This is a genomic window from Rhodanobacter sp. C01 (assembly GCF_002001045.1).
GTDB lineage: Bacteria > Pseudomonadota > Gammaproteobacteria > Xanthomonadales > Rhodanobacteraceae > Rhodanobacter.
In genome coordinates this window covers 484,603-497,596 of sequence record NZ_MUNR01000011.1, presented here as the reverse complement: position 1 = coordinate 497,596, position 12,994 = coordinate 484,603, and the positions used below count along the sequence as shown (strand labels likewise).

Sequence of the window (12,994 nt, the reverse complement as noted above, 5' to 3'; positions counted from 1 at the left end):
TGCTCGGTCCACGACGGAACGTCTATCGGGTCTTCGCTGCATCTGCGGCCGGCGTTACCTCGTACCTGCAGGTAACCGCCGCGAGCCTGCCGGCGAATAACCAGACAACCTCCCACGGATGACGCTTCCATGCTCGTGTTGATCCTCGCCTACCTCGGCGGCGTACTGACCATCCTCAGCCCATGCATCCTGCCGGTGCTGCCATTCGTGTTCGCCCGCTCCGACCGGCCGTTCATGCGCAACGGGCTGCCGATGCTGCTGGGCATGGCGATCACGTTCTCTGCGGTGGCCACGCTGGCTGCCCTCGGTGGTGGCTGGGCGGTGCATGCGAACCAGTACGGTCGCTACGTGGCGATGGTGGTGCTGGCCTTCCTCGGCCTGACCCTGTTGTCAACTCATCTGGCCGAGTGGATCAGCCGCCCGTTCGTGGCTCTGGGCAACCGGCTGTCGCAGCGCTCGGCCGGCGATGGCGACTCGATCTGGGGCGCCGCCGGTCTCGGCGTGGCCACCGGCTTGCTATGGGCACCATGCGCGGGGCCGATCCTCGGTCTGCTGTTGACTGGCGCGGCGTTGAACGGCGCCAGCGTGCAGACCACCTTGCTGCTGCTCACCTATGCCGGGGGCGCGGCGACCTCGCTCGGCCTGGCACTCCTGATCGGCGGCAAGGTCTTCGGCTTGATGAAGCGCTCGCTCGGCGCCGGCGAATGGGTCCGCCGTGCACTCGGCGTCTTGGTGCTGTGCGGCGTCGCCGCGATCGCGCTGGGGCTGGATACCGGCCTGCTCACCCGCGTCTCGCTGGCCAGCACCGGCGGCATCGAGCAGAAGCTGATCAACGCGGTGCGCCCGGCACCGGCGCCCGAACCCGTGTTGAAAGCCGGCGCACCGCTGCCGGTGGAAGGCGACATGCCGTCGCTGGCCGGCGCCACGCAATGGCTAAATAGCCCGCCGCTGACCACCGAGTCACTGCGCGGCAAGGTGGTGCTGGTCGACTTCTGGACCTACTCCTGCATCAACTGCATCCGCTCGCTGCCGTATGTGCGCGGCTGGGCCGACAAGTACAAGGATCACGGCCTGGTGGTGATCGGCGTGCATGCGCCGGAGTTCGCGTTCGAGAAGGATCCGGCCAACGTGACCAAGGCGGTGAAAGACTTGAGCGTCGATTACCCGGTCGCGCTGGATAACGACTACGCGATCTGGCAGGGCTTCCACAACGAGTACTGGCCCGCGCATTACTTCATCGATGCGCAGGGACAGATCCGCCATCACCACTTCGGCGAAGGCGGCTACCAGGAAAGCGAGGATGTGATTCGCCAGTTGCTGACCGCGGCGGGCCAGAAGGATCTACCCGGCGGTTACGTCAGCGACGACCATCATGGCGTCGAGGCCGCCGCCTCGAACGATCCCACCCGCTCGCCGGAAACCTACGTCGGCTATGCCCGTGCGCAGAACTTCGTCGGTGGCCGGGTGGCGCATGACGATGCCGCGGATTACCGCGCGCCCGACTCGCTCGCCGCGGACCACTGGTCGCTGGACGGCCACTGGAACGTGCACGGCGAAAGCGCCCAGCTCGACCAGGCCGGTGGCGCCATCGTCTACCGTTTCCGCGGCCGCGATCTGCACCTGGTGCTCGGCCCCGCCAACGACGGCAAGCCAGTCCGCTTCCGCGTCACCATCGACGGCAAGGTACCCGGTGCCGATCACGGCATGGATACCGATGCCGACGGCAACGGCACGGTCAGCGCACAGCGCCTGTACCAGTTGGTGCGCCAGGCCAGCGGCAGCGGTGAGCGGCTGTTCGAGATCACCTTCCTTGACCCTGGTGTGCAGGCGTACGCCTTCACGTTCGGCTGATTCGAAACCCGGCTCTTGCAGGAGCGACTTCAGTCGCGATCGCTCTTCTCGAATGGCGCATAAAGCATCGCGACTGAAGTCGCTCCTACAGAAACACAATCACGGAGGTTGCCATGTCACGCATCGATGAAACCCTTGCGATGGATCGCCGCCGCTTCCTGCGCGCTGCACTCTCGGGCGGCGCGCTGCTGGTGGCTGGTGGGGGGCTGGTCATGCCACGCCTGTTCGCCGCCGACAACACGCCGGTCGGCAAGCCCGGCAGCGTGCTGCTGGAAATCTTTGCCGACAACGGCCGCGACCTCGGCCCACGCCAGGTCCCGAAGCTGGTGCTGACCGATGCGCAGTGGCGGCAGCGGCTGTCGCCGGCAGCGTTCGACGTGATGCGCCGCGATGGTACCGAACGGGCCTTCAGCGGCGACCATGAGAAGCCTGCCCATGCCGGCCTGTTCCGCTGCGCCGCCTGCGCCACCGCGTTGTACGACGCAGCCACCGAATTCGATTCCGGCACCGGCTGGCCCAGCTTCTGGCAACCCATTGCCGCGCGCAATCTGATCCAGCACCGGGACGACAGCTTCGGCATGGATCGCACCGCGATCAGCTGTGCCGGATGCGACAGCCACCTCGGTCATGTCTTCGACGATGGCCCGCAACCGACCGGCCTGCGCTACTGCATGAACTCGGTGGCGTTGCGCTTCGTGGCGCGGACGACAAGCTGAGCTGTACCGGCGATATATCGGGCATGTACCGGACATAACCCGGACATGGATGGCTCCGGATATCGCCGTGCTCGCGCGCGCATATACTGTCGCCGACACCCACCCGTCGGAGATCGTCCGCATGAAACGCCTCACCCGTTTTGCCCTTGCATCACTGTCTGTGGCGTCACTTTCACTGGCCTTCTCCGCACTGGCATACGCGCAGGACGGCTATGTCACCGGCAACGTCAACTTGCGCGCAGGCCCTGATCCGAGCTACCCGCTCGTCGACCAGCTTCCTGCAGGCACGGGAGTCAGCGTGCAAGGCTGCACCTCGGGCTGGGAATGGTGTGACGTGATCAACGCCAACGACGGCAATCGTGGCTGGATCGCCGGCAACTTCATCCAGTACGAGTACCAGGATCAGCCGGTGCTGTTGTCCGACTATGGCGCAGAGATCGGCGTTCCCATCGTCGCCTTTTCGATTGGCCTGTACTGGGACAATTACTACCGCGGGCGGCCGTTCTATGGCGAACGCGAGCAATGGTACCGCCGCCCCATCATGAGCCGACCACCGCCGCCGCGGCACGAGTTTTACCGTGGACCGATCCGTGGCGGCGGCCCGGACAACCGGCAGTACCATGGCTCACAGCCGGGTCACCCGGAGGCTGTCGGACCGGCACGTCCGGTTCAACCGGTTGAGCATGGCCGACCGCAGGAGTACGGCAATCGTGCGCCAGCAGCCAACTATGCCCAGCCGGCCCAGAACGGCCGGCCGCAATTCAATGGAAACCGTCCGGCTGCTCCCGCCCATGGCCAGCCGGCGCGGCCAGCCAATGGCAACGCCAAGCCAGCCGAGCACAAGGACGATCACGACAATCACTGATCGCCGGATCACGCGATGATGGCGCGGCGGGGTGAACCCTGTTCATCCCGCCGCGTCGTTTTACACTGGCGGCTTGCCTGTCACCGGAAATCCCCGCATGCACCGATCATGGTTGTTGACCGCCAGCATGCTGCTGACCGCCATTGCAGTACTCCCTGTCAGCGCCGCCGATGGACCCTCCGGGCTTGTCGTGATCGACCGACAGGTAGGTACCGGCGCAATCGCCCGCAACGACGCACAAGTTGAGCTCAATTACACCGGCTGGCTGTACGACGAAAACGCGAAGGATCACCATGGCGCGAAAATCGACAGCTCCTACGACCACGGCCAGACCATCACTTTCACTCTGGGCGAGGGCAAGGTCATTCCTGGCTGGGAACGCGGCATCAAGGGCATGCGCGCAGGCGGCAAGCGCACCTTGCTGATCCCGCCGAAGCTCGGCTACGGCGGACGCAGTGTCGGCAAGGTGGTGCCACCGAATGCCTCGCTGGTCTTCGATATCGAACTGGTGAGCGTGCACTAGCAGCCGCCCGCCAGCGAAGCCCTTTCCGCGGCACGCCCGGCGGTCAATACTGTGGCATCGCATCCGACCGGCGCGTGGCCATGGCTGATCTGCCTTCTACCGATCTGTTCTCTCCCGGCGTGCTTGCCGCGCAGCCGCTCGACCATGCACTGGCGCTGCCAGCTCGCTACTACACCGACCCGCGCATGCCAGCGCTGGATGCTGCTGCGGTGTTCGCGCAGAGCTGGCAGCTGGTCTGCCACCAATCACAGCTGAGCGGCGTGGGCGATCATGTGGTAACGGCGATCGCCGGCCTGCCGCTGCTGATCGTGCGCAGCGATGCCACCACGATCCGCGCGTTCCACAACGTGTGCCGGCATCGCGCCGGCCCGATCGCCAGTTGCGACGGCCGTGGCGCTACCGCATTGCGCTGCCGTTACCACGGCTGGACCTACGGGCTGGATGGCGTGCTGCGCGGTGCGCCGGAGATGGGCCGCACGCCGCACTTCGATCCGGCCACCATCCGCCTGCCTGAAGTGCGCGTGCAGGTCTGGCAGGGACTGGTGTTCGTCGCCACCGGCGAGGCTCCGCCGTTCGACGAGTTCGTCGCCGGCATCGATGCACGGCTCGGCCCTGACCGCTCGCTGGCCGGCTTCGAATTCCATCACCGCGCCAGCTGGGAAGTCGCCTGCAACTGGAAGGTCTACGTCGACAACTATCTGGAGGGCTACCACGTCCCGCACATCCATCCGGGCCTCAACAGCGTGCTCGACTATCGCAGCTACATCACCGAGACGGCGCAATGGTATTCGTTCCAGTTCAGCCCGCTGGACAGCGGTGACGACCTGTACGGCAGCGGCGAGGCGCTGTACTACTTCCTGTATCCCAACGCGATGCTCAACATCCTGCCCGGCCGCCTGCAGACCAATCGCGTGCTGCCGCTGGGTGTTGATCGCTGCCGCGTCGAATTCGATTTTTACTACGCTCCCGCGGCCAGCCCCGAGGCGCTGGCGCGGCGCGCGAAGGACATCGCGTTCAGCGACGAAGTACAGGACGAGGACGTCACGATCTGCGAGGACGTCCAGCGCGGCCTCGCCTCCGGCTCCTACGAGGCCGGCCGGCTGAATCCGTTGCGCGAGAACGCCGTGCACCACTTCCACGAACTATTGCGCCGTACCTACCGCACCGCTCGCGTATCCCCATGAGTCACGACACTCGCGTACTCGGCCTGTGGACGCTGATCGCGCTGGTGGTTGGCAACATGATCGGCTCCGGCGTGTTCCTGCTGCCGGCCGCGTTGGCGCCATATGGTGCGGCAAGCGTGCTCGGCTGGGCATTCACCCTGGGCGGCGCCTTGTTGCTGGCACTCGTCTACGCATGGCTGGCGCAGGCGATGCGTAACCATGGTGGCGGTTATGGCTATGCGCGCAAGGCATTCGGCGACGGCATCGGTTTCGTGGCGGCGTGGAGCTACTGGGTCAGCGTATGGACGGCTAACGCGGCGATCGCCGTGGCATTTGCCGGCAGTCTCGGCGCGGTGTGGCCGGAGGCCACCGCGACACCATGGCGTGGTGCCGCCTGTGCGCTGGGAGCGCTATGGTTCTGCACCGTGGTGAACCTGGCCGGCATACGCGAGGCCGCGCGCATGCAGTTCGTCGCCACCGTGCTCAAGCTGGTGCCGCTGCTGCTGTTCGGCGTGGTCGGGCTGGGCTGGGTCCATCTCGACGCCTATCGACCGTTCAACCCCAGCGGCCAGCCTCTGCTCCAGGTCACCACCGCCGTGGCGGCATTGACGCTGTGGGCACTGCTCGGGCTGGAATCGGCCACGGTTCCGACCGGCGTGGTGCGCGATCCCGAACGCACGGTGCCGCGCGCCACCGTGATCGGCATGCTGATTGCCGGTAGCACCACCATGCTTGCCTGCACCGTGGTGATCGGCCTGTTGCCGATCGACATGCTGCGCAATTCAGCGGCGCCGATGGCCGAGGCAGCAAGCCGATTATGGGGACCGCTGGCCGGCGTCGGCGTCGGCGTGGTCGCCACGGTCTCCTGCTTCGGCGCACTCAACGGCTGGGTGCTGCTGCAGGCGCAGACACCACTGGCGGCAGCACAGGATCGGGTGTTTCCTGCAGCGTTCGCGCAAGTGGATCATCACGGCACGCCACGTTTCGGCCTGCTGCTCAGCAGCGTGCTGGCCAGCGCACTGATTGCCGCCAACTACAGTCGCAGCCTGGTCGCGCTGTTCACCTTTTCGATCCTGTTGTCCACCGCGACCTGCCTGCTGCCGTATGTGATCAGCGTGCTGGCATGGTGGCGCATCGATGCCTCGGCGCATGCGCATGGATGGCGTAAGCTGGTTGCCGCGGGCGCCTTGCTGTACAGCCTGTGGGCGCTGGTCGGTACCGGCACGGAGTCCCTGTGGTGGGGACTGGTGCTGCTGGTCGCCGGATTGCCGATCCATGTCTGGCAGCGCATCCACATCAGGTCACACAAGAAGGCCCAGCCAGGCTGACAAGGCTTGCGCCACCACCACAACCGGTCCAGAGTAGCCAGGCCTTTCAGCACCTGATGGAACGCGAACCCGGGAACGCTTGTTGCCAGACGGCAACACAGGAGATGTCATCGATGAAACGTCTAGCCTGGCTTGTTCTTGCTTCACTCGCACTGGCCGTACCTGCCTTGGCACAAGCTGCGGATGGCTTCGTCACCGGCAACCTCAATCTGCGCGCGGGTCCTGATCCGAGCTATCCGCTCATCACCACGGTTCCTGCCGGCACCGCGGTCAATATCCAGGGCTGCACCGAGGGTTGGGAGTGGTGCGATGTGATCACCATGGGCACCCGCGGCTGGGTAGCCGGTACGTACATCCAGTACCAATATCAAAATCAACCGGTGATCGTGCAGGAGTACGGCGCGAACATCGGCATCCCGATCGTGAGCTTCGTGATCGGTACCTACTGGGGCAACTACTACAGCAATCGTCCGTTCTATCGGCAGCGCAATTACTGGTACCGCCGTCCGATCATCAGTCGTCCGCCACCGCGGCCGATACATCGCCCGCCGCCGCGGCCGCAGCCAGGTCATGGGAACAGGCCACCACCTCGCCCGCAGCCGGGTAATGGCAACAGGCCGCCACCTCGCCCACAACCGGGCAATGGCAACAAGCCGCCACCTCGCCCGCAGCCGGGCAATGGCAACAGGCCGCCGTCGCGGCCGGGCACCGGAAACCCAGCCCAGGGACAAAAGCCGCCACCGGCCCAGGGCAATCGTCCTCAACCGGGACAGGGTAATCGCCCACAACCCGGACAAGGCAATCGTCCGCCGCAGGGGCAGGGTAATCGTCCCAAACCGCAGACCCGACCGGCGCCTGACGACAAGAGCAAGAACGGCAACTGACTGCACTTGTCCGGGCACCTTCAGCAAAACGCCGCGCCAACCCGCGGCGTTTTGCAATTGGAGCTTCGTCGCGATCGGTGCAAGTACGATATCAGGCAGTCATTCGTGGCTGGTCCATGGCCACCAGCCCCGTCCACTCTGCGCGTAGCGATCCGCTGCACGCTCAAACGGATTGCGCACACTGACGCCGCCGCACAGCATGTACAGCGGCAGGAACAACGGCCCGAGCAGCATGTACTGATGCACATGCGCGCGCTCATGATCGGCCAGCGACACTGGTGGCTCGACGTCGTAACCGGCACGATGCGCATAGGTGAAGCAGAGCGTATCCAGCCGCTCGCCCGTATGCAGGATCACATTGCCGAGCGTCAGCGCACCGCCTGTTCCCCATGGCCACGGCCAGCAGCGCACCACTACAGCCAGCTCGGCCCCCTGCCAGTGCATGCGCGCGCCGAATGCGCAGCCGATGATCCCGGCCAGCAACCCGAGCAGGCTGTTTGGCAAGGTCCAGCACATTCCGAGTACAACCAGGCCACGCAACAGCAGCCGGGGTGTGGACTGGCTGACATCAGGCAAAGGTCTCTTCATGCTCATCCGCCGCGGCACTGGTCGATGGCTTGGGTTGGCGCAAGGCCGCCGCCATCTTGCCGACCATGGCGCGGAATACCTGCCCATGCCGGAGTCTGCCATGAGTACAGTACTGACGATCCCCTGTCCGCATTGCGGCGCGCTCAATCGCGTGCCTACCGCGCGCGTGGGCGAGCAACCGAATTGCGGCCGATGCAGGCAGGCCTTGTTTGACGGGCACCCGGTCGACTTGACGACCGCGAACTTCGACGCCGTTGCCGGGCGTGGCGACCTGCCGGTGCTGGTGGATTTCTGGGCACCATGGTGCGGGCCATGCGTCGGCTTCGCACCAGTGTTCGTGCAGGCCGCACGCCAGTTCGAACCTCGCCTGCGGCTGGCCAAGCTCGACACCGAGGCACAGCCGCAGCTGGCCCAACGCTTCGGCATCCGCAGCATCCCCACCTTGATCCTGTTTCGTCAGGGACACGAGATTGCGCGACAGTCCGGCGCGCTCAACGCGGCACAGCTGCAGCAATTCATCCAGACGGCGCTTGCAGGGCCCTGAGCCGCCTTCACCCATGCCTTTGTGCACACTCCGGCCGCATCGCGGCCCGCTACGCTTGGATCTTTCACCCACGAGGAAATATCCGTGCGCAAGTCCCTGCAAACGGCCCTGCTGGCAGCCATGGTGCTGGCCGGATTCAATACATCGCTACTGGCGGCCGATTCCCACAAGCCGCCGCCGACGCAGGATGCGGCCAGCAGCAATGGTTTCCACCTGCCGCCGTTCCCGGCCGACGCGCACGTGACGCAATCCGCCACGGTGGCTGGCAAGACACTCAAATACACCGTCACCGTGGGTTCGCTGCCGGTGCTCGACGAGAAGGGCACCACCATTGGCGAAGTGGTGTTCACGGCCTACACGATGCCCGGCAAGGATCGTCCGGTGACATTCGCGCTCAATGGTGGTCCGGGCGCCTCGTCGGTGTATCTGAACCTCGGCGCGATCGGGCCGAAGAAGGTGAACTTCGGCGTCGAGGGCGACAACCCGTCCGACCCCGCGACCTTGCACGACAACCCCGGCACCTGGCTGGGCTTCACCGACCTGGTGTTCATCGACCCGATCGGTACCGGTTTCAGTCGCGCGCTGGTGGACGACAAGGAGGCGACCAAGCAGTTCTACAGCACCGACACGGACATCAAGTATCTCTCGCGCATCGTCTACGACTGGCTGGTGAAGAACGGTCGCATGACCTCGCGCAAGTACCTGGTCGGCGAGAGCTACGGCGGCTTCCGTGGTCCACGCATCACCGACTACCTGCAGACTCAACTTGGCGTGGCGATGAGTGGTGTGGTGCTGCTGTCGCCGTATCTCGACCCCGCCGCATCGGACGACGAGAACGTGTCGCCGCTGCCGTGGATGCAGACCCTGCCCTCGATCGCAGCCGCGCACCTGGAGCGTGAGCACAAGCTCACCGCCGATGCGATGGCACCGATCATCGAGTACACACGCGGCGAATATGCCGCTGACCTGATGCGTGGACGCTCCGATCCCCAGGCCACCGACCGCGTGGTGAAGAAAGTCACCGATCTGACCGGACTCGATCCGCTGTTCGTGAAGCGCTCCGGTGGCCGGCTGGAAACCCAGGCCTACCTCCGCGAGGTCTATCGTGCCGAAGGACGGCTCGGCAGCCGCTACGATTCCAACGTGACGGCGTGGGACCCGTTCCCGTATGCGCCACATCAGCAGACCGGCGACCCGATCCTCAACGGCATCATCGCGCCGACCACCAGTGCGATGGTCAACTTCGTCACGCAGACGGTGGGCTGGAAATACGCAGGCCGCTACAACGCGTTGAGCTACGAAGTGAACAAGCTGTGGCATGAAGACGACGATGCCAACCAGGGTTCGGTATCGCAGTTGCGCGAGGCGGTGGCAAACGATCCTGGCCTGCGCGTGCTGATCGCCCATGGCTGGGACGATCTGTCCTGCCCGTTCATGGCCTCGGTGCTGATCGTCGATCAGATGCCGGCGATGGGCGATCCGACCCGGGTGCAGGTGAAGGAATACCCCGGCGGCCACATGTTCTACGCGCGACAGGACAGCCAGGCGGCGCTGACGTCCGACGTGCGGGAGCTATACGGCGTGAAGTGAGCGACTCTGCCGGGGCGCGTGATACGCGCCCCGACAAGCACACGCAGGAACTCAGCGTGCCACGGTGCTGGCACGCACCAGATATTGCAGGCTGAACATCTGCGCCGGGTCGGTCCATGTGCGCAGCACAGCCAACCCGGCCCTGGCCGCCAACGCGGCGAAATCGGCCAGCGAATACTTGCAGCTGTATTCGACCAGCATGGCCTCGTCCTCGCGGAACGCCACGTTCAGGCGCCCAAGCTTCACCTGTTGCTCCCGCCGGCTGACGATATGCGTCTCGATGCGCCCGGCCATCCGGTTGTAATGCGCCCGATGGGCGAACGCCGACAGCTCGAAGTTGCTGCCGATCTCGCGGTTCAGCCGGGCCAGCATGTTGAGCGTGAACTCCGCCGTGACCCCGGCACGGTCGTTATAGGCAGCCTCGATCAGCGCGTGGTCCTTCTTCAGGTCCACCCCGATCAGGATGCCACCTGCATCGCCCATCTCGTTGCGCATCTTGCGCAGCAATGCCGCCGCCTCGCGATTCTCGAAGTTGCCGATGGTCGAGCCGGGGAAATACACCACCGTGCGGCGCGGCGCACGTGGCGGGATCGGCAGGCGCAACGGCCTGCTGAAATCCGCGCACAACGGCTGTACCGGCAACGGCGGAAATTCCCTGGCCAGCCGCACGACACTCTGACGCAACGGCTCGGGCGAGATTTCCACCGGCACATAGGCCACCGGCTCATGCAGGTGTTGCAACAGCATGCGGGTCTTGAGTGCGTTGCCACTGCCGTATTCGACCAGACGCACGTCACTACCGAGAGTGTCGGCGATGCTTTCCGCGTGCTCGTCCATCAGCGCAATTTCGCAGCGGGTGAGGTAGTACTCCGGCTGCTCGCAGATCCGCTCGAACAGGGCCGAGCCGCGCTCGTCGTAGAACAGCCACGACGGCAGCCGCTTGGGCTTGAGCGCCAGTCCGCGCTGGGCGATTTCCAGCAAATCGTTTACCGGCGGCCGACGGTCGTCGTCGCTGACGCCACAAGGCTGCACACTGCTCATCGGTCCTGTCCCAGTCGTAGCCCGGCAAATTGCCAACGGGCGTGAGGTGGAAAGAAATTGCGGTAACTGGCGCGGATATGGCTGCGTGGAGTGGCACAGGAACCACCTCGCAACACCCATTGCCCGCACATGAATTTGCCGTTGTATTCGCCCAGCGAACCAGGCAACGGGCGAAAGCCCGGATAGCTGACATACGGCGAGGCGGTCCACTCCCACACATCGCCATACAGCTGCTGCAAGCCGTCGCCATCTGGCGCGACTCGCGGCTGGAAGCGCTGCTCGTCCTGCAGATTGCCGTCGATCCCGGCACCCTGCGCCGCCGTTTCCCATTCGGCTTCGGTCGGCAGCCGTACGCCTGCCCAGCGGGCAAATGCCTCGGCCTCGTAATAGCTCAGATGACATACCGGCTCATGCGGATCGAGCGCACGCACGCCAGCCAGGGTGAACTCGCTGGCCAGGTCGGCCTGCCAGTAGAGCGGATGCTGCCAGCTCTCGCGCTGCACGGTGGCCCAGCCGTCGGACAGCCACAGGCCGGGCTCGCGGTAACCACCTTCGCGCACGAAGGCCAGGTATTCCGCATTGGTCACCAGCCGGTTGGCCAGTGCATGCGGCTGCAACAGGGTGCGATGACGCGGTGTCTCATTGTCAAACGCAAAGCCTTCACCGCGGTAGCCAATCTCGACGATGCCATCGTGGCCATCGACAAAGCGCAGCGGCGGCGCTTTCGCATTCACCGTGACAACCGGAGTCGTGCGATACACCGGCTGCAACGGATTGCACCAGAACGCATGCTTGATGTCGGTGAGCAGCAGTTCCTGATGCTGCTGCTCGTGCTGCAGGCCCAGCTCGACCAGGGTCGCCAGTTCGGCGTCCTCGCTGCGTTCGAGCAATTCGCCCACCGCATCGTCGATATAGCGCCGGTAACCATGCACCTCATCCAGCGACGGACGTGACAGCAGACCGCGCTGCGGCCGCTCGTGCATGGGCCCGATTGACTGATAGTAGGAATTGAACAGGTAATGCCATGCCGGATCGCGCGGTTGGTAGGCGGGATCGCGCCCGAGCACGAACTGCTCGAAGAACCAGCTGGTATGCGCCAGATGCCATTTGCCGGGGCTGGCATCCGGCATCGACTGCACCTGCAGATCCTCGGCACTGAGACCGGCGCACAACTCCAGAGTCCGCTGGCGCACCTGCCGGAACCGCGTCGTGATCGGCAGCTGACCGGGCACCGCTCGAACAGTCATTACGACGACCTCGGCGTAGTCATCCGTGAGATCCCGGCTCGAAGTGTCGCGCGACATGGATGGTGCGGAAACATGGCCGCCAGCATGCCGTGCCCATCGTTCAAATCCCGTGATACGAGGATGGCTGTTTGATGGCACGTCACCTGAAGTCAGCCGTTCACGGCGTGACAGCCTGCAAACGAGAGAGCCCGGCTTTCGCCGGGCTCTCTGGCATCACCGATCAGGCAGACTCAGTTGCTGTAACCGTCATCGCGGACGTAATTTCCCGGCGGCGGATTGTTGTAGATCACCGTGCGACTCGGGCCGTCCTGATAGACCACACCAGGCTGGGCATAAACCACGCCCGGCTGTGCATAGACTACCGGCGGTGCGTAATACACCGGTGGCGGGCTGAGGGCGTTGGCCACCAGTCCGACCACGGCACCCGTGACGAGTGCGCCGGCAATCCAGCGACCACCGCTCCAGTAACCACCACGGTAGCCACCGTGGTAATAACCGTGATAACCGCCATGGTAGCCGTAACCCCAGCCACGAGCCGACGCGCTGAGCGGCATTGCCACCGCGGCCGCGACTGCCAGACTGATGACTGCCAGCTTGCCCGCATTGCTGAAACGTTTGCTCATGACACTGGTCTCCGTTTAGACGATGCCAATG

The 12,994-nt window shown here is 64.9% G+C and carries 13 protein-coding genes; 9 read left to right on the top strand and 4 right to left on the bottom strand.

Annotated elements, in window-relative coordinates; all coding sequences use genetic code 11:
* The first annotated feature begins 129 nt into the window (after positions 1 to 129).
* The 7 genes from B0E50_RS11505 (at position 130) to B0E50_RS11475 (ending at position 7,330) form a co-directional block, all read left to right on the top strand.
* Positions 130 to 1,851 carry a cytochrome c biogenesis protein DipZ gene (locus B0E50_RS11505; protein ID WP_077441316.1) on the top strand — a complete coding sequence of 574 codons (1,722 nt, stop codon included), beginning with the start codon at positions 130 to 132 and terminating at the stop codon, positions 1,849 to 1,851.
* Between the two features lie 113 nt (positions 1,852 to 1,964).
* A complete protein-coding gene (gene msrB, locus B0E50_RS11500) occupies positions 1,965 to 2,567 on the top strand; it encodes a peptide-methionine (R)-S-oxide reductase MsrB (RefSeq protein ID WP_077441315.1) in 603 nt (200 codons plus the stop codon).
* Between the two features lie 121 nt (positions 2,568 to 2,688).
* A complete protein-coding gene (locus B0E50_RS11495; RefSeq protein ID WP_168170859.1) occupies positions 2,689 to 3,432 on the top strand; it encodes an SH3 domain-containing protein in 744 nt (247 codons plus the stop codon).
* A 97-nt stretch (positions 3,433 to 3,529) separates the two neighbouring features.
* Positions 3,530 to 3,955, top strand: a complete 426-nt coding sequence (locus tag B0E50_RS11490; RefSeq protein ID WP_077441313.1) for an FKBP-type peptidyl-prolyl cis-trans isomerase — start codon at positions 3,530 to 3,532, stop codon at positions 3,953 to 3,955.
* 80 nt (positions 3,956 to 4,035) lie between these two features.
* Positions 4,036 to 5,139: an SRPBCC family protein gene (locus B0E50_RS11485; RefSeq protein ID WP_077441312.1), complete on the top strand. Its 1,104-nt coding sequence runs from the start codon at positions 4,036 to 4,038 to the stop codon at positions 5,137 to 5,139.
* Positions 5,136 to 6,446 carry an amino acid permease gene (locus tag B0E50_RS11480; protein WP_077441311.1) on the top strand — a complete coding sequence of 437 codons (1,311 nt, stop codon included), beginning with the start codon at positions 5,136 to 5,138 and terminating at the stop codon, positions 6,444 to 6,446. The genes B0E50_RS11485 and B0E50_RS11480 overlap by 4 nt, the downstream gene beginning before the upstream one ends.
* A 113-nt stretch (positions 6,447 to 6,559) precedes the next feature.
* Positions 6,560 to 7,330 (top strand): SH3 domain-containing protein, encoded by a 771-nt coding sequence (locus B0E50_RS11475; protein ID WP_168170858.1) that lies wholly within the window; start codon positions 6,560 to 6,562, stop codon positions 7,328 to 7,330.
* A 99-nt stretch (positions 7,331 to 7,429) separates the two neighbouring features.
* Here the strand turns inward: B0E50_RS11475 and B0E50_RS11470 are convergent, their stop codons facing one another.
* Positions 7,430 to 7,918 carry a hypothetical protein gene (locus tag B0E50_RS11470; protein WP_077441309.1) on the bottom strand — a complete coding sequence of 163 codons (489 nt, stop codon included), beginning with the start codon at positions 7,916 to 7,918 and terminating at the stop codon, positions 7,430 to 7,432.
* Positions 7,919 to 8,018: 100 nt separating this feature from the next.
* Between B0E50_RS11470 and trxC the strand changes: the two genes are divergently transcribed.
* Both trxC and B0E50_RS11460 read left to right on the top strand, forming a co-directional pair.
* Positions 8,019 to 8,462 (top strand): thioredoxin TrxC, encoded by a 444-nt coding sequence (gene trxC, locus B0E50_RS11465; RefSeq protein ID WP_077441384.1) that lies wholly within the window; start codon positions 8,019 to 8,021, stop codon positions 8,460 to 8,462.
* An 84-nt stretch (positions 8,463 to 8,546) separates the two neighbouring features.
* Complete coding sequence (locus B0E50_RS11460; RefSeq protein ID WP_077441308.1) at positions 8,547 to 10,052, top strand: peptidase S10; 1,506 nt, start codon at positions 8,547 to 8,549, stop codon at positions 10,050 to 10,052.
* Between the two features lie 51 nt (positions 10,053 to 10,103).
* On the opposite strand, the gene egtD is transcribed toward B0E50_RS11460, so the two are convergent.
* The 3 genes from egtD to B0E50_RS11445 all read right to left on the bottom strand — a co-directional run bounded on the left by egtD (position 10,104) and on the right by B0E50_RS11445 (position 12,963).
* The gene (gene egtD, locus B0E50_RS11455) at positions 10,104 to 11,093 is read right to left on the bottom strand and encodes an L-histidine N(alpha)-methyltransferase (RefSeq protein WP_077441307.1); all 990 of its coding nucleotides are present in this window, start codon (positions 11,091 to 11,093) and stop codon (positions 10,104 to 10,106) included.
* On the bottom strand, positions 11,090 to 12,340 hold the full coding sequence (gene egtB / locus B0E50_RS11450; protein WP_077441383.1) for an ergothioneine biosynthesis protein EgtB: 1,251 nt from the start codon (positions 12,338 to 12,340) through the stop codon (positions 11,090 to 11,092). Before egtB ends, egtD begins: the two co-directional genes overlap by 4 nt.
* Before the next feature lie 230 nt (positions 12,341 to 12,570).
* Positions 12,571 to 12,963, bottom strand: a complete 393-nt coding sequence (locus tag B0E50_RS11445; protein ID WP_077441306.1) for a hypothetical protein — start codon at positions 12,961 to 12,963, stop codon at positions 12,571 to 12,573.
* Positions 12,964 to 12,994: the final 31 nt, after the last annotated feature.

Excerpts from the sequence above, each read along its gene's own strand:
- B0E50_RS11475 (WP_168170858.1), top strand. The coding sequence starts at position 6,560 with ATGAAACGTCTAGCCTGGCTTGTTCTTGCTTCACTCGCACTGGCCGTA.
- egtB (WP_077441383.1), bottom strand. The coding sequence starts at position 12,340 with ATGACTGTTCGAGCGGTGCCCGGTCAGCTGCCGATCACGACGCGGTTC.
- B0E50_RS11480 (WP_077441311.1), top strand. The coding sequence starts at position 5,136 with ATGAGTCACGACACTCGCGTACTCGGCCTGTGGACGCTGATCGCGCTG.
- msrB (WP_077441315.1), top strand. The coding sequence starts at position 1,965 with ATGTCACGCATCGATGAAACCCTTGCGATGGATCGCCGCCGCTTCCTG.
- B0E50_RS11495 (WP_168170859.1), top strand. The coding sequence starts at position 2,689 with ATGAAACGCCTCACCCGTTTTGCCCTTGCATCACTGTCTGTGGCGTCA.
- B0E50_RS11470 (WP_077441309.1), bottom strand. The coding sequence starts at position 7,918 with ATGAAGAGACCTTTGCCTGATGTCAGCCAGTCCACACCCCGGCTGCTG.
- B0E50_RS11505 (WP_077441316.1), top strand. The coding sequence starts at position 130 with ATGCTCGTGTTGATCCTCGCCTACCTCGGCGGCGTACTGACCATCCTC.
- B0E50_RS11485 (WP_077441312.1), top strand. The coding sequence starts at position 4,036 with ATGGCTGATCTGCCTTCTACCGATCTGTTCTCTCCCGGCGTGCTTGCC.
- B0E50_RS11445 (WP_077441306.1), bottom strand. The coding sequence starts at position 12,963 with ATGAGCAAACGTTTCAGCAATGCGGGCAAGCTGGCAGTCATCAGTCTG.
- egtD (WP_077441307.1), bottom strand. The coding sequence starts at position 11,093 with ATGAGCAGTGTGCAGCCTTGTGGCGTCAGCGACGACGACCGTCGGCCG.
- trxC (WP_077441384.1), top strand. The coding sequence starts at position 8,019 with ATGAGTACAGTACTGACGATCCCCTGTCCGCATTGCGGCGCGCTCAAT.
- B0E50_RS11490 (WP_077441313.1), top strand. The coding sequence starts at position 3,530 with ATGCACCGATCATGGTTGTTGACCGCCAGCATGCTGCTGACCGCCATT.